Here is a 21,450-nt window from a genome sequence, read left to right on the forward strand (position 1 = left end):
CACCTTAGAGTAATGGTGCAAACACTTTCATCACATTTTCAAAGGCTTCACGCAATTTGGATGGTTTTTCCATGCCCCGACTTGAATGGTCTATCAATCCCTTCATCCAATTTTCTATACTCTCTATAAATTCAGGAGAGTAGACAAAGGTGACCACTTCATAGTTGAGAAAAAGACTGCGGTTGTCGAAATTGACCGACCCTACCATACCACCCACATCATCAAAGAGTATGGCTTTTGCATGCAGCATTTCCCCTTCATACAAGACCACGTCGGCACCTATCTCATCCAGCTCACGCATATAAGCGCTTCTTCCCATATCGGCCAGGAGATGGTCAGAGTTTTTAGGTGTGATCAATTTGATATCAACCCCTTTGTGGTGGGCTATCACCAATGCCTGTATCATATTTTCATCCGGCACAAAGTAAGGAGTGACGATCCAGATACGTTCTTTCGCATTATAGATGGCATTCAACAGTGCCTCATAAAGTGCATCGGTTGGAATATCCGGGCCGGAGGGAACCACTTGCACCCTACTCTCTCCCCCGCATGAATCTTCTACCTTCAGTTCTGTAGTTTTTTCTTCTTTTGTCGCATAGATCCAGTCATTCTCAAAAATATGGTAAAAATGGTAGACTGAAGGTCCGTTCAAACAGTAAAGAAGATCTTCCCAGCGTTTAGTGCCATCTGCTTCTCCCATATATTCATTACTCAGGTTCATACCACCGCTGAGCAGGGTCGTTTGATCAAAGAGATAAATTTTGCGATGGTTGCGAAGATTAATATAGTTTTGAAACGGTCTTTTCAAGATCGGGATAAAAAATGCCACCTCTCCACCTGCTTTTTTTAATGCTTTAAACCCCTTTTGATTGAAGCTTGCCCCTAAAGAGCCCACCAGGTCCATAAGCAGTCGTACCTTTACTCCCTCTTTGGCCTTTTGGGTCAATGCGTCCAACACTGTCCGGGTCATTCTATCAAACTGAAAAATATAGGTACAGATATCGATACTCTGTTTTGCCTGACCGATCTCTTTGAGCAGTCTATCATAGGCTTCTGTATTATTGGTGATCAGCTCAAAGCTATTGCCTCTTGTTGCAGGAGGCATACCGTTCTTGTGCAGAAGGTTCTGAAACGTATGATGCGAATCATCTGATTCATGAATGGGATGTTCACATGTATGATCAAACTTCACATACTCTTTTTTATGTTTCCCTTCACGCTTCCGTATACCGATAAGAAAATAGAGCGGTACAACAATGTAGGGTAAAAAGAAAATAGACAACATCCATGAGATCATACTGGTAGGAGAGCGTTTTTGATACAGAATATGACTGAGTGCAGAGAAAACAAAAAAACCGGCAATGATAACAAGAAAATAAGTACCGATAAACTGTAAAGGTGTAACGTCGATGGGTAACTCCTCTCTAGTAAGACATCTCTAAAAGACTAAGTACTTTTATAGGTTGATTATAACATAAAGAGAAGTCTAGGACACAAAGTTTTATAAAGTGTAAAATCAGAACTGTCATACGTATCACAAACAATGACTTACGCTATAATATCTTCATGATAAAAAAACTACAGAACAATGACTTCACTCTGGTACTTTCTGGTGGCGGAGCTTTGGGTATCGCACATTTGGGAATATTGCATGATATGGAAAAACAGCATGTAGTGCCGAATGAAATAGTCGGTACCAGCATGGGAGGCATTGTGGGTGCATGCTTGTCTGTCGGTATGAAAGAAAAAGACATCTATGAACACATTCAAAGTTTTGCCGACATCTTTAACTGGATCAAGTTCTCTTTTTCCGGTAATGCCATTGTACACAATGACAAACTGGCTCAGATCTTTGAGCAAATTTTTAAAGACAAGAAGATGAAAGATACCGCTATACCTCTCAAACTCATTGCAACGGATCTACTGAAGGGCGACAAAAAAGTATTTGATGCTTCTGATGATGTATATATCAAAGATGCCGTGCTTTGTACAATGGCTATACCGGGTGTGTTTGACGAGCATACCATAGAGGGAAAAACATATGGTGATGGTTTTCTCTGCGAAAACCTGGGAATCAGCGAAGCTTCTTTTGATACTGTGCTTGCAGTAGATGTTCTTGGGAAAAACGCTTTTGAGGAGACTATGCCTGACAACTTTTTAAAAACAGCTAATGTTTTAGAAATGTTTGAAAGGTCGATCAGACTTCTTATCTACAACCAAAGTAAAACACAATTAGAACATTCAAACAAACATATCTACCTCATAGAACCCAAAACACGAGGGTACAAAACATATCAATTCCACAAACATCAAGCGATACGAGCCTTAGGATTGAATCTCTTATGATTCTTTAGACATGTGAACTTGTATGCGGCACTTTAACCTTTAGTGTATTGTTTTCAATTTTCTCTTTGACTTTTTCTGTTTTGGATGTCTCTTTAGGCTTTTTCTCCTCTTTAGCTTTTTCTGCCGGCTGGGTAAGGCCCTTTTTTTTCTGTAGCGTTAAAACAAGCAAACCATTTTTATATTCACTCTTCAAACTTCTGGCATCAGCATCTTGGGGCAATGTTTCACTGCGTTGTATCATACTCACATAATGCTGTTGCATGTTCATATTGGGTTCGTTACTCTTCTTTACCGTATCTATCTTTGCTTTTAAATGCAAAACACCATCATGGATAGAGATGTCTATCTGATTGTTTTGATTTTCGGGTATTTGTGTATGGTACTCATAATGGGTACCTTTGTCTTCCAATAAACTTGCAGTTCTTATGCGATTGCCTGGAGTGAATGTTTGTCTTGTAGGGTAATTCCAGAGTTTTGTACGTTGGTTCATACGTTCATGCATGCGCTCAAAGATCTTATCCATCTCTTTTTGCATCTGATACATCTCTTTAAAAATATCATCTCCAAATGGATCATCGAGAACAGGATCATTGGCCTGTAGTGAGACCATGGTCATCAAAGGCAGAACAAAAAATGAAATTTTTTTACTGAACATGTGGTGCTCCTTATGTATAAACTAGTGATAATAAAAGTATAAAAAAGGTAGGTTAATCGTTATTTAATACCCATTCCAAAAGCAAAGCATTCGAATCGTATCTATTCTCTTCAATGCATACGCTATAATACAGGTCGAATGATAACGTGTTTGTAGAGGGTATAGATGGTCGAAAATGGATTTACTTACGTAGTTTTGCTGGTACTGATCGGCTCTGCCATCGTCTATACGGAGAAGAGAAGCCGGCATAAACTCTTTGGGTATCTCCCTTCCATCGTCATACTTTACTTTGTGGTCATGCTCTTTTCCACCTTTGGACTCTGGCAAAGATCCGAGTCTGTAACAGAGACCTATACATTTCTGAAATCCAACCTGCTTCCGGCAATGATCTTTTTGATGTTGCTCTCTGCAGATATGAGAGAGATCTTTAAACTGGGGAAGAAGATGCTCCTTACTTTCTTTTTAGCCTCCGTAAGCATTGCCATCGGCTTTATAGGGACTTTTTCTCTGTTCCATGGCTACTTTGAGCCTGGTTCATGGAAAGCCTTTGCTGCACTTTCAGGATCCTGGATGGGAGGAACGGGAAATATGGTAGCCATACAGGGTGCCCTGGACCTGCCTGATTCTGCCATGGGATATACCCTGCTCATCGATTCCATTGATTATGCCATATGGGTGATGATACTGCTTGCACTGGTACCATTTGCCAAAAAGTTCGATCTCTGGAGTAAAGCCGATACTTCGGTCATAGATGAAGTGGGAGAAAAACTGGCGCTCAAAAATGCGCATCAAAAACCTCTCACCTTCTCTTCTCTTTCCCTCTTACTGGTCAGCGCCCTGTTCGTATCTGTATTTGCACAGTATGGAGCATCACTCTTTCCTACGACTTCATTTCTTACTACAACGACATGGGTGGTCATCATAGCCACATTGACAGGTATCCTGTTTGCCATGACACCGTTGGCAAAGCTATCAGGGGGTTCAACTCTGGCAAACATGATGCTTTATCTTATCGTGGCACTCATCGCTTCACGGGCCGATTTCTCAGAACTGACCGAAGCACCTCTGTATATCATTGCAGGATTTGTCATCATCGCTATACATGGCAGTATCATGATACTCTTTGCCAAACTCTTCAAACTTGATCTTTTCTCTTTGGGTGTGGCTTCTTTGGCCAATATAGGCGGTGTGGCATCTGCTCCCATCTTGGCATCGGCCTATTCAAAAGCACTCATACCTATAGGTGTGCTTATGGCAATGATGGGATATATCATAGGGACATTTGGAGGACTCATGGTGGGAAAGATCTTAAAGATGATAGCAGGATAAAGAGAAAATGAAGATAAAAGATATACATATACGCACACTCAAGGCCCCGCTAAAGAAGCCTTTTATTACCTCGTTACGCCGTGTGGAAGCGCTTGAAGATATTGTGGTCATCATCGAATGTGATGATGGTACCGTGGGTTATGGTGAAGGGGCTCCTACGCCTGTTATTACAGGAGAGACCATGGGCTCCATGGTCGCTGCTATCGAGTATATCAAGCCTTTTATTCTAGGACTTGATATAGAAGAGTTTGATGTTATATTAAACAATATACACTCCTCTATACTTAAAAACACGACTGCCAAATCTACCCTCGAGATAGCACTGTACGACCTGAAATCCAAGTCGGTCAAACAACCTCTCTATCAAATGCTTGGAGGTACAAAGACCGCCTTCAAAACCGACATTACCATTAGCATGGGAGAGATCGACAAAATGATATCAGACAGTCTTGATGCTGTAAATCTGGGCTATGATACACTGAAGATAAAAATAGGAGACCATCCCAAAAAAGATGTGGAACGCGTCATCGCCATATATGAAGCATTAGGTAAGAATATCACCCTGAGACTTGATGCGAACCAGGGCTGGACAGCGCAAGAGAGTGTGGCACTTTTACTTGCTTTGGAAAAACAGGACATTCTGGCTGAGTTCATAGAGCAGCCCGTAGCAGCAGATGATATAGACGGACTTCGTTACATCAAAGAGAGAGTCCAGACTCCCCTTCTGGCAGATGAGTCCATATTTTCCGTGAAAGATGCAAAAAGACTGCTTGAAATGGAAGCGATAGACTATGTGAATATCAAACTGGCCAAGACAGGAGGTATCACACAGGCTTTAGCATTGGCAGATCTCTCTAAAGCATTTGGTGTCAAATGTATGATAGGATGCATGCTTGAGGGCCCCATCTCCGTCGCTGCGGGGGTACATGTAGCTTCTGCCAAGGCAGATACCATTACAATGCTTGATCTGGATGCTGTGAGTCTCTTGGCTTCTCATCCCGTAAAAACATCTATCGTATTTAATGAGAGTGAGATCAGACTTTCTGAAGATATGGGTTTAGGTGTATGGTATGAGACAGGATCTATCATTTCATCATGAAGTACATATTCAGGCTGAGAATTACTTGACGCATGCTCTTAGACATCAATGGTACCCTTTACACGATACCTTTAAAACACGGATAGTCACTCATGCTACAAGTATTCGATCTTTCCAAGTCTGGTAAAGAATACTTTATTGAACTCTTTCTCCTGTCTGATGTCAATGTATTTTTCTACCATGGTAAAAATGATCTCCTGAATCGTGTATAGTGTCGTTTTGATCTCTGCTTCCACACAGTAGCTCGATTTCCCACCGTGCAAACGCACGTTGGACATAAGGATCTCCGCGAACTTTTCTCCGCCATCCATATCGGTAGACTGGCAAAGCAATACATAGATATTGTTTACTTTATCGATCTCATATAAAATATCCGTTTGACGTTTCCACTTTTCAATGAGGTTTTCCAGTTTCAGGTCATCCGATGAAAATAAGATCATTGTAAAGGATAATTCCTCTTTACGTTCCATAAGATAATAAAGAAATTCCAGTGTACTTCTTAATCTATCCATCATTTTCTGTGCTAATTTAATTTCATCTTCATGAAATGACAGGTCATTTTTATTTCTTCTTTCAAATGTAAGCATATTATACCTTTCACATTAAGATAATAAAACTGCATTATTTTCAATTATAACGAATTTATATAAAATTTCAACTATACAATACGCTAAGATATCATCACTCTTACGCTATAATATCTGCATGAAAAAGATCACTCTAATATTTTTAGTATCAACCACCTATATATTTTCTAATATAAACGCTGTGGTCAGCATCCTGCCTGAACAGACATTTGTCAAGGCCATAGGTGGAGACAAGGTCAATATATCACTTATGGTACAGCCGGGGAACTCACCACATACGTATGAGCCCAAGCCTTCACAGATGGTGGAGATCGCAAAAGCACAACTTTACTTTGCCATTGATGTCGAGTTCGAACAGGTCTGGCTCTCTAAATTTAAAAGCCTGAACCCTGAAATGCAGATCATAGATCTTGCAGAGGGCATTACCAAAATAGAGATGACAGAAGCACATGAAGAGAATGGTCATGAAGAAGAGAGTGATACAGATCACAGTGAACACAAACATGAAGGTAAAGACCCACATATCTGGACAGCACCTGCCAATGTCAAGATCATCGCGAAAAACATCTACAATGCTTTAAAAAAAGAAGATCCTGAGAACAGTGATTACTACAAAAAAAACCTTGATATTTTTTTGACGGAGATTGATAAAATAGACAGAGAGATCATCGACATCCTTTCTTCTTTGAAAGATGGCAAAAAGTTTATGGTATTTCACCCTTCCTGGGGCTACTTTGCCCAAGCCTATCATCTGGAGCAAATAGCTGTAGAGGTAGAGGGTAAAGAGCCTAAGCCCAAAGAACTGATACACCTGCTTGAAGAGGCAAAAGAAGAGAAGGTCAAAGCGATCTTTACACAGCCCGAATTTTCAGATACCGTTGCTAAGATCATTGCCAAAGAGTTACAGATACCTGTAGTGAAAGTAAGTCCATTGGCTGCAAACTGGTCTGAAAATCTCATCAATATCGCCAAAGCGATCGCAGGCAAACACTAAGATGTCGGTCATCGATATAAAAAATGTTTCATTTGCTTATGACAGGCAGATGATCCTGGAAAATATTAACCTGACTGTAGAAGAGAGAGATTTCCTTGCTATCATTGGTCCAAACGGTGGAGGTAAGTCTACCCTGCTCAAACTCATTTTGGGTCTCCTTAAACCCCAAAAAGGTTCTATCTCCGTCTTGGACAAAACACCTTCAAAGAGTCTTACACAGATCGGCTATGTGCCGCAAAATACCAATGTGAATACCGACTTTCCCATCAAGGTCATTGAAGTGGTCATGATGGGGCATGTGGGAAGTAAAAGACCTCTCTTTGGTTACGGCAAAGATGAAGTCCTCTGTGCGATGGGTGTCCTGGCCCAAGTCGGTATGGAAAACTTTGCGCAAACCAAGATAGGTGCCCTCTCTGGTGGACAGCGCCAAAGAGTGATGATCGCGCGTGCCCTCTGTGCCCATCCAAAGATCCTTATACTCGATGAACCAACATCAAGTATCGATCTTACAGGACAAAAAGAGATCTATGAGTTGATCAAGCAATTAAACCAAAACATTACGGTCATTGTAGTCAGTCATGACATTTCAGTGATCTTGGAGTATGCAAATAAAGCAGCGCACGTCAATAAAGGCCTCTCCTATCACGATATTTCAGACAAAACACAGATGTTCCATACCCATGGTGATGAGGATCATTTCTGTGAAGTTGAGCTGCTGCAAATGCTGGGCAGTGAGAACTGCGATACATGTGAACCCGAACCTGCACCAAAGTGGAGAACAGAAAAATGATAGAAGCACTCCAGTTTGAATTTATGCAGCATGCTCTTTTGGCAGGCTTGCTGGTCAGTTTTGCTGCGGGTATCATCGGATCACTCATTGTAGTGAACCGTATGGTATTTTTGGCAGGGGGCATTGCGCATACCTCTTATGGAGGTATCGGTCTTGCTGTCTATTTCGGATTGCCTATTTTTCTGGGTGCATCCTTCTTTGCAGTAGGTGCTGCGCTGCTTATAGCGGGACTTACACTGAAAAAACGTCATCGTATGGATACCTTTATCGGGCTTATCTGGGCGGTCGGTATGGCGATCGGTGTGATATTTGTTGATCTTACACCCGGGTATAATGTAGATCTCATGAGCTATCTTTTTGGTTCCATACTGGCAGTCAGTTCTGAGGACCTCTATTTTATGGGTATTTTATTGGGGGTTATACTTTTCATTGTAACACTCTGGTACAGAGATATCTTAGCCGTTTCCTATGACAGTGAATATGCAGGTTTACGCGATGTCAATGTCACGTTTTTCTATACACTCATACTGATACTCTCAGCGCTTACGGTGGTCATCGCCATTAAAGTGGTGGGTCTGATCCTGGTCATAGCGATGCTTACTATCCCTGTATATATTGCAGAAAAACTCTCAAGCTCTCTGTTTTCTATGATGTTCCTCTCTGGAACCGTTGCTACACTCTTCACACTTTCGGGGTTGTGGTTCTCTTATACCTATAACCTGACCTCTGGTGCCTCTATTATTATCGTATCCGCTGTTTCTCTGGGTGCTTTTTTACTGTTTTATAAAGGAAAATAAGATGCCCAGAGTGGTAAATCTGGCTTTGTTACTGCTTCTGAGTTTAACTGCATGCACGCCCCATGCAGGTGTTGGCGTAGGAGGAGTCGTAGCTTCGTCTAACGGCATCGCTGCGACAGAAGTAGTTGCAGAGACTCAAAACGGTGTCCATGGGAATGTCTTCATGGGTACAGAGTTGGGGCTTTAAAGTTTTATCCCCCCTGACCATGCATCATACAATACTTTTCTTTTTATCAGACTCTCTAGACCGATAATAGGATTCAAATGCTTTACCATCCAAAGCTTTTGAATAATAATATCCTTGTATCATATCACATCCTATTTCTTTAAGATACTCTACCTGATATGCCTCTTCTACTCCTTCTGCGATAGTAGTCACATCTATGGCATGAGAAAGGTTTATGATCGCATTCAATAAATGCACGGGTTTTTTATCCGGTGTGATCCCATCAATAAAACTTTTGTCTATCTTTATTGAAGAAATGGGAGTATCTTTCAAATACGTTAATGAAGAATACCCTGTTCCAAAATCATCCAAACGGAAAGTCATACCATCAAGCTGCATTTTATTCAACATTGCCATCGTGGTTTCTCTATACTGCATTAATGTATATTCTGTGATCTCTAAACTTATTTTTTTTATATCTATATCATATTTTTTTATAATGGCATTCATCACATCGTAAAAATTGGTTGCATGCATATGCTTGACAGAAAGATTAACAGACATATTAACATCGATCCCTTTCTCCAACCATTCTTTTTGCTGTTTGCATGCTCTATCAAATACCCATATCCCTATTTCTTTCACACAACATCCTTTTTCAACAAAAGGAATAAATTCACTTGGATAAATTGTCCCTTTGACTGGATGTTCCCAGCGTATAAGTGCTTCCACAGCTACTACTTTTCCACTGTTAATGTCAATAATAGGCTGATATTTTAAACGGAATTCATTATGTTCAAAAGCATATCTAATCTCTTTTTCAAGTTCTATCTCTGATTCAATTTTCTTTCCAAGCTCTTTTGAGAAGAAAACGACCCTGTTACGTCCTTCATGTTTCGCCTGATACATTGCTATATCTACATTTTTAAGCAAAGTTATCACATCATTACCATCTTCAGGACACATCACGCCGCCAATGCTCATACCAATAGTAATATCATATCCTTCTATATGGAACGGTGCTTTAAATTTTGCAATTAGTTTCTGAAGTTTCAGAGAAACATCCACAGTATTGATATAATCAATAATGATCAGAAACTCATCACCACCCAATCTTCCAATATTATCTGCCATGCGTATCTCAGATTGTAATATTTCTGCTATCTCTTTTAACAGTTGATCACCTACATGGTGGCCATAACTGTCATTGACCTTTTTAAAATGGTCAAGATCGATCATTGCTACAGCAAAGGGATGTTTATTTTTTTTTGTTTCAATGATCTTTTTTTCTAAGATCTCTTCAATGGCCTTTCGATTATATACCCCGGTTAAAGTATCAAAATAGGCAAGTTCTTTTAACTCTTTGAGGTTGTTCTGTAAATTTTGTGAAAGGTGATTAAACTCCAGTATGTAAAATTTTGGAATTCTCTGGACCATACCACGTAAAAAATCGTCAACGATCATGATCGGTTTCATGATCAGTTTTTTAATATAGAGCAAATAAAATATGACTACTCCGATAAAAAAGAGCAATGGATAAATGATCTGTAATCCAATACGCTGCTGCACACTGTTAGTTATATATTTGTTGTCCATCTTTACATACATACTATAAGGAACTATCTTATCATGATCGATCACTTTAATATCTGAACGTAACAGATCTATCTTCGATATATTGTCTGTATTTAGTTGACGTAAAGAGATAGTATTTTCCTCTTTGAAAGTATTCTTCTCATAGAGATAATCCGATGTACGTAAAAGCGTGCCATCATCTTTCACTACATAGATCTCTTTGATCATACGAGATCCTGCTTTTTGTCGATCAAGATACGCTTTTAGGTTGATCGTATCTTGATTATTGAGTATCGCTTTAATATCAAACTTCATATCCGACACTGATTCTCGTAAATTGTCGATCATAATGGTATGGATATGTTTTACGGTGTGGTTATAATGTAAAATCATCGTTAGAATAAAAAAGCCAACAAACAATACCATGAATGTCAAATTTAATTTTTTAAAACTCATCTACCGGTTCCAATATAGTGTGGGTTGGAATGTGGTGTAACTCCAGCTGTTCCAGGAGAGGTAATGAACGGTCATTATAGATCCACTGTATAGAAGTAAGTGCCTGCATAAACGCATTTTTATCTTTATAATTAAAGTAGATCTGAACTGTGGAAAAATACTCTTCCGGATCTTTTTTTAAATGATCCAATGCCTTAGCGATCAATTGGTTCAGTACTGCCAGTTCTTCTGCATATTTTTCTCTTGTCTTCAGATCGGTATAGAGTGCATCCATCATAAAAAAAGAGACATTTTTTGTCGTATCCACTACTTTATATCCATTTTTTTTCAACAGCATGTCATAAGGGGTATAGGTAATGATAAGTGTAGGTTCATCTGCCATTTCAAGCATAGAACTATTATCTGAATCTTTGTTGATCAAGTGTAACACTGATGGGTTAATGCCATATAACTCTGTAAAACTATCAAGCAATACTTTATTGACACTGTCTATCTCTAAATAGACATTTATTTTTTGAGCCTTTTTCAATGTGTGTATATCACGGTTTCCCATGATAACATCTCCGCCAAGAGAACGATCAAGTAGTATCATAGGCTCTAAATCTGGCGTTTTTTTCTTCATTTGTTCAAATTCATATTGTGTGCCGGTAAATGCATTGACAAAACCTGATTCATACATTTGCATATTTTCAGAGAGTGAAACCACATTAACGATTTCTATGTTGTGATCTTTCAGCCACCCTTTTTGCTGCATATAAAAAAATGGAGAATAGCCGATCCATAAATTTGTAGAGATACGTAATGGCTGAGAAATAGATATGGTACAACCGATTACTATAGAAAATATAACAAAAGCAAACACTATAAAGTTATTTTTCAATATTTTCAACCTTTTGAACGAAAGGATTATTGTATATAATAAAATATAATATTTACTATTGTATCTATTTTCTCTTTAATCTATCTAGGCTTTTCGTCTAAGAAGAAGATATCCTACAAGCCCCCATAGTATCACAGAACTCACTACTGCAACTACTCCTGATTCTTCTTCCATATGAACCAGGGAAGCGGGATTGATCTCTGATGCAGAAAAAATATAGTCCAATCCCAGTCCAAACAGGAGGCTTCCCACAACGATACTTCCCAAATAGATAACAAGTGAGCGTGTTCCAAGCATTTTTTTCACGACCCCTATGGTCACCGTATTGGTCGCAGGACCTGCAGAGAGGAAGACAAAAGCTGCCCCTGCACTCACACCGGAAAGCATCAGCCCCGCAGCGATAGGCAAAGATGCTGTTGCACAGACATACATGGGTACAGCAATTGCAATCACTATCAGATAAGACAACCACGAGTACTCTATAAGCATATCACTGATACTTTGAGGGATCGCTACGGTGATCAGTGCACCCAGGAGCAGACCCCATATAAGCGGCTTGGCAATGTCACCCAAAAGTGTGATAAACGCATAGCGTAACGCACCGGCAAGCCAAAAACTTTTTGCTTCTGTCGCACAACACGAGGCATCCGTACTGCAGCAGCTTGCCTCTTCTTTTTTCTGCAGTGAAAAGGACGGAGCGAAAGTATTGGGGGTCTTCACGGCTGAAAATGCGGGTTTCTCGGCTGTCACTTCTTTATCAAAAAGATTGGCCAAAATACCTGACACTATGGCTATGATCATAGAAGTGATCACGCGATAGATGGTAAAGATCCAACCAAATATCCCATAGGTCGCCAGAATAGAGTCTACCCCTGTGATCGGTGTTGATATAAGAAATGAAAGTGTCGACCCTTTGCTTGCACCACTCTTTTTAATACTGGTTGCCAAAGGGATCACCCCACAGGAGCATACAGGCAGAGGAATACCGAACAGTGTGGCTTTGATCACAGAGAAGATATTGCCTTTTCCCAAATGTTTGGTCACAAGGGTATCGGGGACAAACTCATGCAAAATACCGGCAAAAAGCAGACCAAAAAGTATGTAGGGAGCCATTGCATTACTAAGCTCCATCAGTGCAGTGAAAAATTCAGTGATGTATTCCATGGGTGTCCTTGAATATTTATACATATATAACCATATTTCTATAAATCGAAACTTAAGAGAATCATATATTTTGTTACAATCAAAATATTACGCTACACTTGTAATACTTTAAAGTCTAATTGCTAAAATAGTATCAAAAAAGGACACTGATGGCAGTAGGAATTTTAGCTCTTTTGGATGATATATCTATACTTATGGATGATGTAGCCACCATGTCCAAGGTAGCTACCAAAAAGACCGCAGGAATACTTGGAGATGACCTTGCAGTAAATGCAGAAAAGGCTTCAGGCTTTGCCTCTTCTCGTGAACTTCCAGTACTTTGGGCCATTATAAAAGGCTCTTTTATTAACAAAACCATCATTTTACCTTTTGCTTTTTTACTCAGTGCCTTTGCACCATGGCTCATAGTCCCTATACTTATGTTTGGTGGGGTGTACCTGGCGTATGAAGGTGTAGAGAAGATCTATGCATACTTCTTCCCTCATGAAGAGAAAAAACATATCAAATCTCTTGAGAAAAAAAGTAAAGACGATATCCTCGCTGAGGAGAAAGAGAAAATAAAATCTGCCGTCATTACAGATTTTATTCTCTCCATAGAGATCATCATTATCGCACTGAGTGCTGTAGCAGATCAAACCATAAAAGTACAAATAGCTGCCGTAACTTTTGTAGCTTTTTTAGCAACTGTAGGTGTGTACGGTCTAGTTGCCCTGCTAGTTCGTATGGATGACTTTGGATACAAGATCATCGCCGTTAACGGAGGAGAGAGTAAAGTGGGTGAATTCTTCGTACTTGCCCTCCCTAAGGTCATTAAAGCCCTCACGGTTATCGGTACGATCGCTATGCTTCTAGTAGCCGGGGGCATTTTTATACATAACTCACACTTCGTACATGACCTTGTCGATGGAATTCCTTTTATCGTGGGTGATCTACTTATAGGCTTTATCGTGGGCAGTGTAGCTATAACTATAATGCTAGGGATCGAGAGGGTGAGGAAATAAGAAAACAGCTTCTCACTTTTTAACCTCTCTTCGCTTTAACTTCTCTGTTCATGGAAAAGAAAAAACGGTTTTTTTGTCGTCTCAAGCACTTATATTCATTTTTTTTCAATAATTTGAAGTATTTTACCATTTAAAAATGAGATCTATGTTTTTAACGTGTTAGGGTGGTTAAGCATCTAATGGAAACGGTATTGCCTGTATCACAAGAGGCGTACACGTTTGCATCAGATGCCATGTTTGGAGAGAAACGCTTCAAGCTCTTCTGCACTCATTCCGCCGATATGACGCTCTACCTCTTTCCCTTGCGCATCATAAAAGATCTGTGTAGGTATCATCTGGATCTTGAGCGCTTTGGCCGCCTCACGCTCTTTGCCGACATCCACAAAAAAGATCCTACTCTCAGGCTTTTTCTGCATACGGTTGTAGAGCAGTTTGCCCATCTCCTGACAGGCATAGCAACTGGTCGACCCTACTTCTATCATCATGGGTTTTCCTTTGGCGATCTCTTTGGTTACAAGGGCGTAAGGGGTTGATTCCAATTCGTTTGAGAAAAGAAACGAAACGCTGAGTCCGGCTAAAAGTAAAAGTTTGAACATGGTTATCCTTTATAGTTGTTGATAGGCCAAGATGAAAAAGTAGAGTCCGATCCCCAAAAGAGCCATCGCAAATCCTTTTGTCATCCATCCTGTGAGCATCGCTAATTTTTTGCTTGACGCAACGCTTTGGGCAAATCCGACCGATACGCCTGCCGCAAGAAGCAGCAGCGAATGCCCCAGTGCAAAAGTAAGCACGAGTATATAGGCGTACCAGTCAGGGGCATTCGTAGCAGCGGTAATGATGGCCACCAGCGGTGCAGAAGCACAGGGGGTGGAAACCAGACCGAACATCATTCCGATCATAAATGCTCCCAAAAAACGCAAACGGACCAGTTTTGCCACCCAGCGACCCTTGTCTATGACTTCAGGCAAGACTCCCAGTGAGTAGAATCCGATCAGAATAGAGAGAACTCCTGCCGCAATGTAGGCTTCCAGCGGCGCGATGGAGAAGAAAAATCCCATTTTTGCGACCATATAGGCAAGTATCGAAAAGCTTACCGCCACTCCGAATGCAAACAAGAACGAAAAGAGATAGGTAAAGCGTACCCGTTCTCGTGCTGAGAGATGCGAACTCATCCCTAGCGCACTTCCGACCAGCAGCGGTACCGAGATGATCGAACAGGGAGCCAAAGAGGTCAACGCCCCGATCCCGAAAGCTCCGGCAAAAACGAGAACACCGTGCGATTCAAGTAAGGCTAAGATACTCTCCTGCAACATTAGAACCCCTCATCGTCACTAAAAAATGCTTCCTCTTCGGCTTTCTCTTTTGCTGCTTGTATCGCATCGAGTTCCGCTTGTGTCATCATTAACACTTTCATCTTCTGAACAAAAATGGTTTTGTCAGGAAGCTTGGTAAAATATGCATACACACCATATGCCATCACTGCAAAAGTGGCGATAAGGATGATCTTCTGCTCTGGTGAAAATCTTTGGATCGGCTCTTTGATATTCATTTCACACACGCCACCGGGACAATATTTTGGATCTTTTCTTTTCACCCATTCAAAGATCTTACACCCTAAACAGATCGAAAAAGCCGCTTCAAAAAAGAGCAAGGCCATACAGAGCAAACAGACAAGCACTTTGAGCGGATTTGGCTGAAAATCGATCACGAGATAATAAAACATAGGCCACGCCAATACAAATCCAAGTATCCACGCAAAACGCTTTTGGGCCGCTCCCACATACTCCGGCCTTTGATTCTGGACAAAGAAACGCCCCAGCATCAGACTCGGTGCATATCTGGGTTGTATGATACGAATCGTAAAATCGATCGCAAAAAATGTCACAAAATATTTGGAAAAAATTGCCGTATGGAGCATGACACCATTGGTGAGCCCGAGAAAAGCTCCCACAAAGAGTATCGCTGCGGCTGCTCGTGCCTCTCTTTCGTTGAGCACTCTTACTTCGTACCCGGGTACACTCTCACCATAGGCAAAAAAATCATTTAAATTTGTTCTATTTTTGATTAACATTCTTCACTACCACCATGCATTAATGCAACCACTTCATCTACGCTCAATAATTTTCCTGTACTTACGACTTTACCGTCTATCACAAGTCCGGGTGTACTTACCACCTGATACTCCATGATCTTCATGATATCATCGACTTTTTCTATTTGGGCGAACTTACCGCTTTTGGCAACAGCTTCTTTCACAACCTTTTCCAAGGCGACACACTTGGCACATCCCGTACCTAACACTTCGATCTTCATTTTGCATTATCCTTTTTGTATTCTTCTATAAATTCTTGAGCATTGCTGCCTTTCAGGTAGTCTGTCGTTGACAAAAGTCCGTCACTCAAATACCTTACTCTATAACCTTTAAACATTAAAAACATTCTAGCAATATTTGCCCTGTCATTATGTGGGCAAGCTGTAATAATAAGTTTGTTCTTATCAAGCTCGTTTAGACGATCTGGAAGTTCATTGATAGGTATGTTTTTAGCAAAACCAATATGCCAGGCCTCGTATTCTTCAGGAAATCTTATATCTATGACCTGGGCTGTACCGTCCTCTACCATATTAAGCATTTCAACGGTTCTTATTTTCATCTCTTTTATTGCATTGTAGTCAAAATTTTTTAAATAATCATCAAAACCATCCGAATACAATAAGCTGCAAAGCAGCACCATTCCTATTAATAGCTTTTTCATAATATCTCCTTTTCGTTTAATTAACGGCTACAGTGGGCAGCAGCATCTTTTTATTATTCTACAAAATCAAGTTAAAAAGATACCCTATTGCAATAATTCCTCCACCTACTATAGCAAAAAAGATGCCGATAAGCTTGAGTGAAATAATTTTTTTCAGTATCAAGGCTTCCGGTAAACTTAGCGCTGTGACTGCCATCATAAAGCTTAGCGCAGTTCCTAAAAGCATCCCTTTACTTGTAAGTACTTCTACCAGAGGCATCACACCAGCTGCATTAGAGTACATCGGAATACCCATGATTACAGCGATGATCACAGCGAACGGATTGCCCTCACCTGTATATCGAGCGATAAAATCAGTCGGGATATATCCATGTATCCATGCGCCTACCCCTACACCAAGCAATACATACAAATAAATTTTCTTGAAAATATCCAATGTATAGTCCCATGCTTCTTTCGCTCTATCTTTAAACGTCAGTTTCACGAGTTGGGCTTCCAGTTCAGAATCTGTGGGTTTAACCTCCAACAATATCTCATTCTCAGCACCCATTTTTCCGATAAAATAACCGCCGATAATAGCAACTATTAGTCCAAAAGCAATATAGATAGATGTGACTTTCCAGCCAAAAAGTCCGAAAAGCATCGCTATGGCAATCTCATTGTTCATTGGTGCAGAGATAAGATAACTAAAGGTAACTCCTACCGGGATCCTTGCTTGAATAAAACCTAAAAAAAGAGGTATCGCTGAGCAAGAACAAAACGGTGTAATGATCCCGAACAGTGAGGCTCCTACATGTCCGTAGAGTGCTGACTTTCCTTGAAGATGTGCTCTTACATACTCGGTATTGACCCATGTTCTCAAAAAGGAGACGGCAAAAATGATAGTCAGCAGTAAAAACCATATCTTTATCGTATCATAGATAAAAAAATGTGCAGCATCGGCCAGCTTTCCCTCTAAACCTATAAAGCTATAGATAAATTCTTTTGAAAGTTCATACCACATTTAGCAAAGCTCCTCTTTGATAATAGGAAGGAGTTCTTTTTCAATAAGATCGAGTGTTTTTTCATACTCTTCTACTGCTTTACCGCTTGGATCTTCAAAGCCTACATGTATCGTCTTCACTGCTTTGGGAAACATCGGACAGGTCTCATTGGCATGGTCGCATACCGTTACTACCAGATCAAAAGGCGTATCCAGAACGGTTTCGATCACTTTTGAGTGATAGTCATCTCTCCAGTATCCTTTTGACTTCAAAAGTGCCTGAGCATGCGGGTTTACCTTACCGCTTGCTTTGACACCGGAACTTTGCGCAGAAACGTAATCACCAAGTTTGGCATTGATGAGTGCCTCTGCCATTATGGAGCGGCAGCTGTTCCCCGTACATAAGATCAATACATTTTTTTTCACAGGCTACATCCTTGTGTTTGTGAAATTTTCTTTAACTCCGGAAGATCCATATGCAAATAACGTATCTCTTCCAATGCTTCACTGCGAAAGCGGTCCAATGGTTTTCGAATGGAGTAGTAGGCCCAGGTACCTTTACGTTCGACTCGTAGAAATCCTGCATCTTTCAAAATTTTGAGGTGGCGTGACAGGCGCGATTGGATCATATTAAAAGATGCCTGCATGTCACATACACAGGTTTCCCCGTATTCATCAAGAAAGCGCAGGATCATAACCCTGGTCTCGTCATTCAGCGCAGCGACACTTTTTAAGAAAACTTCCATGCTTTAACAGCTTCCCTTGGCTGACCACTGCCCGTTTGCACTAAAAGAAGGTTGGCAACATCCGACCCCACCTGTAAAACTGTCTCCTCCAAAAACCTCTACCTGCTCCATAGTATGGTAATTTTCCCAGATAATCCCCTCAGGATCCTGCACCCAGTACTTGTTGGATCTTGCATAACAACATACTGCCTCTTTTTGTTTTTCTCCTGAAACACCGGCAGTTTGAAGTCTCTCTTCAAGCTCCTGTACTGCTTCATCACTGTCAACCTGCAGACCTAAATGGTTCAGACCTTTTTTATCTCTGCCAGAAGAGATCGCCATATTTACGGCAGGGTCATCTACCAGCCATTGCGCATAATCCTCTTTGAGTTTTGTAGGTTCCATACCGAAAAGTGCCGTATAGAACTTTACACTTTTTTCCAGATCCTCTACCGATATATGTATATGTAATCTCTTCATTATGATCTCCATCTATTTAAAATTAAGAAAATTGTAGCAGATTATGATCATTAAATCAAGATATCTTGATATATTTATCTTATTTTCGCTATAGTTACCATATTCATTCATAGGGAGTCTATATGTTTCTGGCAATTTCGGTCTTTTTTATCACTTTGATCTTTGTGATCTGGCAGCCAAAAGGACTTCAGATAGGTACAACAGCCGTTATAGGTGCAATTGTTGCATTGCTCGTTGGTGTAGTGAGCTATACAGATGTTTTTACCGTGATTGATATCGTCTGGGATGCAACCTTGGCTTTCATAGGTATCATCATTCTATCCATGGTACTGGATCAGATAGGTTTTTTTGAATGGGCAGCGATAAAAATGGCGAAACTGAGCCGTGGCAGCGGGAACAGAATGTTTGTCTATATTCTACTCCTGGGTGCGCTTGTTGCAGCCTTCTTTGCCAATGACGGTGCAGCACTTATCCTCACCCCTATTCTGCTTGCTAAGATGAAGTACTTAAAAATGAATCCTTTGGCAATATTTGCATTTTTGATGGCGGGTGGGTTCATAGGCGACAGTGCATCTAATCCGCTGGTGATCTCCAACCTTACCAACATCGTTACGGTCGGATATTTTGATATAGGTTTCGTGGAATATGCAAAAAATATGTTTTTACCTAACCTTTTGTCGATCTTTGCTTCCATCGCAGTGCTATGGATCTATTTCCGTAAAGATATTCCTTTAAAAGTGGATGTCACTACGCTGCCTGAAGCCGCTTCGGTCATTAAGAACCAAACCATGTTCAAACTCTCCTGGTTCTTTTTGGCACTTTTGATGATAGGCTACTTTGTCGGTGATCTTTATCACCTTCCGGTGTCCCTTTTTGCATTAGGCGGGGCACTGATCTTTTTAGCCATTGCAACCCATTACAAAGCAACAAAACCCATCATGACCATCAAAGCTGCACCATGGCAGGTGGTGTGGTTCAGTATCGGGCTCTATGTGGTAGTCTACGGACTGAAAAATGCGGGTCTGACTGAAGTGATCGCCTCGTGGATCACAGGTCTGAATACACAGGGAACGGCTGTGGCAGTCGTAGGAACCGGGTTTTTATCCGCATTGATCAGCTCGGTGATGAACAATATGCCAACGATCATGATCATGGATATCGCTATTGATCATGTGGGTTATACGGGAAATGAAGCACTGGTCTATGCCAATATCTTAGGCTCGAACCTTGGACCTAAAATGACACCGATCGGTTCGCTGGCTACCCTGCTCTGGCTGCATGTACTTGCACAAAAAGGGGTAAAAATAGGCTGGGGAGAATATATGAAAGTAGGACTGGTTATTACGCCTCCTGTCTTGTTCATAGCCCTGTTAGGTTTAATTTAGCCTCTTTTTCTTTCATTTCAGATCCTCACTATACAACGATCAAAAAAGTTCGTGCTTATATCTGTGGTGCAGGATTTCAAGAAATATATTTATTTGGAAATGGGTTTGTTTTTTCAATCAACTTTATTAAACGAAGGGAAAAACATGACTACCCCCACCTTTTTCTTCTAAATCATCTTAGACTTCTTAAATGCTGTTGTACACTATAACATTAGTAAAATACCGCTATAATAATTGAAGTTACACCATATATCCATCCACAAACAATGAACTACAGAGATAGTCCTTGAAGGTTATTTTAAATGAACGATTCACCTAATTTCCTACACTCTATTCTTAACACGCTTACAACGAATATAGCTGTTATTGATAAACTGGGTTATATTCAATATGTCAATCTAAGCTGGGAGAAATTTTCCCAACACAATGATCATATACTCAATAGTAGTTGGGACAATATCAATTATTTGGAAACTTGCGATAAAGCTGCATTAATGGGTGATGAATTAGCGAAACAAGCAGCAGATGGTATCAGAAAAGTGATCAATAATGAACAAGAATTGTTCTACCTTGAATACCCCTGTCATAGTCCCAATGAGGCAAGGTGGTTCATGATGAGAGTTACGAAATTTCAATTGGAAGAGAAGACCTATTTCGTATTATCGCATTATAATATTACAGAGAGAAAACTTGCTGAAGAAAAAGTATTAAAGCTATCTCAAATTGATGGGCTTACCAACATAGCGAATCGTAGACATTTTGAAAATTTTCTTAATGATGAATGGAATCGGTGTCTACGTTTAAATATGCCTATAACGCTTGCAATCATTGATATCGATAACTTCAAGACATTGAATGATACATACGGGCATCAAACTGGAGATGACTGCCTAAAGAGAATTGCTGCTATACTTAAGAACTTTGCTAAAAGACCAAGTGATGTTTGTGCAAGATATGGTGGAGATGAATTTGTCCTGTTATGGGGTAATACAGGTTATGAGACATCCAAAGTGATAGTAGACAAACTATTTAATGCTATACATGAGCTAAAAATACCGAACATAAATGCTCCAAGTATACCAATTATGACTTCAAGCATTGGAGTGTCAACACTGTATCCTGACAAAAAGACAACTAAAGAAGACCTAATTAAAGCTGCAGATATTCTACTTTATAGAGCAAAAGAACTTGGTAGAAATCAAGTTTGCTATAAATAAGTCGATGAGATCATATATTAGACACGTATTTCGCTAATAGATCTGAGAACACTGCAGTAAGAAATTTAA

General features: G+C 40.3%; 25 protein-coding genes. 10 read left to right on the forward strand and 15 right to left on the reverse strand.

Annotation, left to right across the window (positions count from 1 at the left end; all coding sequences use genetic code 11):
* Positions 1–4: 4 nt before the first annotated feature.
* Complete coding sequence (cls, locus tag LDM98_RS02455) at positions 5–1,411, reverse strand: cardiolipin synthase (RefSeq protein WP_308443045.1); 1,407 nt, start codon at positions 1,409–1,411, stop codon at positions 5–7.
* Positions 1,412–1,566: 155 nt separating this feature from the next.
* On the opposite strand from cls, the gene LDM98_RS02460 reads away from it, so the two are divergent.
* On the forward strand, positions 1,567–2,346 hold the full coding sequence (locus LDM98_RS02460; RefSeq protein ID WP_223897753.1) for a patatin-like phospholipase family protein: 780 nt from the start codon (positions 1,567–1,569) through the stop codon (positions 2,344–2,346).
* Positions 2,347–2,350: 4 nt separating this feature from the next.
* On the opposite strand, the gene LDM98_RS02465 is transcribed toward LDM98_RS02460, so the two are convergent.
* Positions 2,351–3,001: an Hsp20/alpha crystallin family protein gene (locus LDM98_RS02465; protein WP_223897754.1), complete on the reverse strand. Its 651-nt coding sequence runs from the start codon at positions 2,999–3,001 to the stop codon at positions 2,351–2,353.
* 165 nt (positions 3,002–3,166) lie between these two features.
* On the opposite strand from LDM98_RS02465, the gene LDM98_RS02470 reads away from it, so the two are divergent.
* A complete protein-coding gene (locus LDM98_RS02470) occupies positions 3,167–4,330 on the forward strand; it encodes a DUF819 domain-containing protein (protein ID WP_223897755.1) in 1,164 nt (387 codons plus the stop codon).
* Positions 4,331–4,337: 7 nt separating this feature from the next.
* The gene (locus tag LDM98_RS02475; RefSeq protein ID WP_223897756.1) at positions 4,338–5,429 is read left to right on the forward strand and encodes a dipeptide epimerase; all 1,092 of its coding nucleotides are present in this window, start codon (positions 4,338–4,340) and stop codon (positions 5,427–5,429) included.
* Positions 5,430–5,524: 95 nt separating this feature from the next.
* On the opposite strand, the gene LDM98_RS02480 is transcribed toward LDM98_RS02475, so the two are convergent.
* Entirely contained in the window at positions 5,525–6,016 is a 492-nt protein-coding gene (locus LDM98_RS02480; RefSeq protein WP_223897757.1) for a hypothetical protein, read from the reverse strand.
* 118 nt (positions 6,017–6,134) lie between these two features.
* On the opposite strand from LDM98_RS02480, the gene LDM98_RS02485 reads away from it, so the two are divergent.
* From LDM98_RS02485 to LDM98_RS02500, 4 genes are read left to right on the forward strand one after another with little or no spacing between them, the layout of a single operon-like run.
* Positions 6,135–7,010, forward strand: a complete 876-nt coding sequence (locus LDM98_RS02485) for a metal ABC transporter solute-binding protein, Zn/Mn family (RefSeq protein ID WP_223897758.1) — start codon at positions 6,135–6,137, stop codon at positions 7,008–7,010.
* 1 nt (position 7,011) lies between these two features.
* Complete coding sequence (locus LDM98_RS02490; RefSeq protein ID WP_223897759.1) at positions 7,012–7,800, forward strand: metal ABC transporter ATP-binding protein; 789 nt, start codon at positions 7,012–7,014, stop codon at positions 7,798–7,800.
* Entirely contained in the window at positions 7,797–8,597 is an 801-nt protein-coding gene (locus LDM98_RS02495; RefSeq protein WP_223897760.1) for a metal ABC transporter permease, read from the forward strand. Before LDM98_RS02490 ends, LDM98_RS02495 begins: the two co-directional genes overlap by 4 nt.
* Before the next feature lies 1 nt (position 8,598).
* Entirely contained in the window at positions 8,599–8,784 is a 186-nt protein-coding gene (locus LDM98_RS02500) for a hypothetical protein (RefSeq protein ID WP_223897761.1), read from the forward strand.
* A 24-nt stretch (positions 8,785–8,808) separates the two neighbouring features.
* Here the strand turns inward: LDM98_RS02500 and LDM98_RS02505 are convergent, their stop codons facing one another.
* From LDM98_RS02505 to LDM98_RS02515, 3 genes are all read right to left on the reverse strand, one after another.
* A complete protein-coding gene (locus tag LDM98_RS02505; RefSeq protein ID WP_223897762.1) occupies positions 8,809–10,653 on the reverse strand; it encodes a bifunctional diguanylate cyclase/phosphodiesterase in 1,845 nt (614 codons plus the stop codon).
* A gap of 130 nt (positions 10,654–10,783) precedes the next feature.
* A complete protein-coding gene (locus tag LDM98_RS02510) occupies positions 10,784–11,674 on the reverse strand; it encodes a hypothetical protein (RefSeq protein WP_223897763.1) in 891 nt (296 codons plus the stop codon).
* An 84-nt stretch (positions 11,675–11,758) separates the two neighbouring features.
* Positions 11,759–12,838, reverse strand: a complete 1,080-nt coding sequence (locus LDM98_RS02515) for an SO_0444 family Cu/Zn efflux transporter (protein WP_223897764.1) — start codon at positions 12,836–12,838, stop codon at positions 11,759–11,761.
* 149 nt (positions 12,839–12,987) lie between these two features.
* Between LDM98_RS02515 and LDM98_RS02520 the strand changes: the two genes are divergently transcribed.
* A complete protein-coding gene (locus tag LDM98_RS02520; RefSeq protein WP_223897765.1) occupies positions 12,988–13,839 on the forward strand; it encodes a DUF808 domain-containing protein in 852 nt (283 codons plus the stop codon).
* A gap of 224 nt (positions 13,840–14,063) precedes the next feature.
* Here LDM98_RS02520 and LDM98_RS02525 read toward each other — a convergent pair whose 3' ends face one another.
* From LDM98_RS02525 to LDM98_RS02565, 9 genes are read right to left on the reverse strand one after another with little or no spacing between them, the layout of a single operon-like run.
* Positions 14,064–14,435: a thioredoxin family protein gene (locus LDM98_RS02525; RefSeq protein WP_223897766.1), complete on the reverse strand. Its 372-nt coding sequence runs from the start codon at positions 14,433–14,435 to the stop codon at positions 14,064–14,066.
* A 9-nt stretch (positions 14,436–14,444) separates the two neighbouring features.
* Positions 14,445–15,152, reverse strand: coding sequence for a cytochrome c biogenesis CcdA family protein (locus tag LDM98_RS02530; RefSeq protein ID WP_223897767.1), 708 nt, complete (start codon positions 15,150–15,152; stop codon positions 14,445–14,447).
* Positions 15,152–15,910, reverse strand: coding sequence for a DUF4395 domain-containing protein (locus LDM98_RS02535; protein ID WP_223897768.1), 759 nt, complete (start codon positions 15,908–15,910; stop codon positions 15,152–15,154). Before LDM98_RS02535 ends, LDM98_RS02530 begins: the two co-directional genes overlap by 1 nt.
* Positions 15,904–16,152, reverse strand: coding sequence for a thioredoxin family protein (locus tag LDM98_RS02540; protein ID WP_223897769.1), 249 nt, complete (start codon positions 16,150–16,152; stop codon positions 15,904–15,906). Before LDM98_RS02540 ends, LDM98_RS02535 begins: the two co-directional genes overlap by 7 nt.
* Complete coding sequence (locus LDM98_RS02545) at positions 16,149–16,592, reverse strand: rhodanese-like domain-containing protein (protein WP_223897770.1); 444 nt, start codon at positions 16,590–16,592, stop codon at positions 16,149–16,151. The genes LDM98_RS02540 and LDM98_RS02545 overlap by 4 nt, the downstream gene beginning before the upstream one ends.
* A gap of 58 nt (positions 16,593–16,650) precedes the next feature.
* Complete coding sequence (locus tag LDM98_RS02550) at positions 16,651–17,595, reverse strand: permease (protein ID WP_223897771.1); 945 nt, start codon at positions 17,593–17,595, stop codon at positions 16,651–16,653.
* Entirely contained in the window at positions 17,596–18,000 is a 405-nt protein-coding gene (locus tag LDM98_RS02555; RefSeq protein WP_223897772.1) for an arsenate reductase ArsC, read from the reverse strand. It lies immediately after the preceding gene.
* Entirely contained in the window at positions 17,997–18,320 is a 324-nt protein-coding gene (locus LDM98_RS02560) for a metalloregulator ArsR/SmtB family transcription factor (RefSeq protein ID WP_223897773.1), read from the reverse strand. Before LDM98_RS02560 ends, LDM98_RS02555 begins: the two co-directional genes overlap by 4 nt.
* Before the next feature lie 3 nt (positions 18,321–18,323).
* Positions 18,324–18,779 carry an ArsI/CadI family heavy metal resistance metalloenzyme gene (locus tag LDM98_RS02565; protein ID WP_223897774.1) on the reverse strand — a complete coding sequence of 152 codons (456 nt, stop codon included), beginning with the start codon at positions 18,777–18,779 and terminating at the stop codon, positions 18,324–18,326.
* Between the two features lie 122 nt (positions 18,780–18,901).
* Here LDM98_RS02565 and LDM98_RS02570 point away from each other — a divergent pair, with 122 nt between their 5' ends.
* Both LDM98_RS02570 and LDM98_RS02575 read left to right on the forward strand, forming a co-directional pair.
* Positions 18,902–20,164 carry an arsenic transporter gene (locus tag LDM98_RS02570; protein ID WP_223897775.1) on the forward strand — a complete coding sequence of 421 codons (1,263 nt, stop codon included), beginning with the start codon at positions 18,902–18,904 and terminating at the stop codon, positions 20,162–20,164.
* A gap of 302 nt (positions 20,165–20,466) precedes the next feature.
* The gene (locus LDM98_RS02575; RefSeq protein ID WP_223897776.1) at positions 20,467–21,381 is read left to right on the forward strand and encodes a sensor domain-containing diguanylate cyclase; all 915 of its coding nucleotides are present in this window, start codon (positions 20,467–20,469) and stop codon (positions 21,379–21,381) included.
* Positions 21,382–21,450 lie beyond the last annotated feature (69 nt).

Source organism: Sulfurovum sp. TSL1, from assembly GCF_019972135.1.
Classification (GTDB): domain Bacteria; phylum Campylobacterota; class Campylobacteria; order Campylobacterales; family Sulfurovaceae; genus Sulfurovum.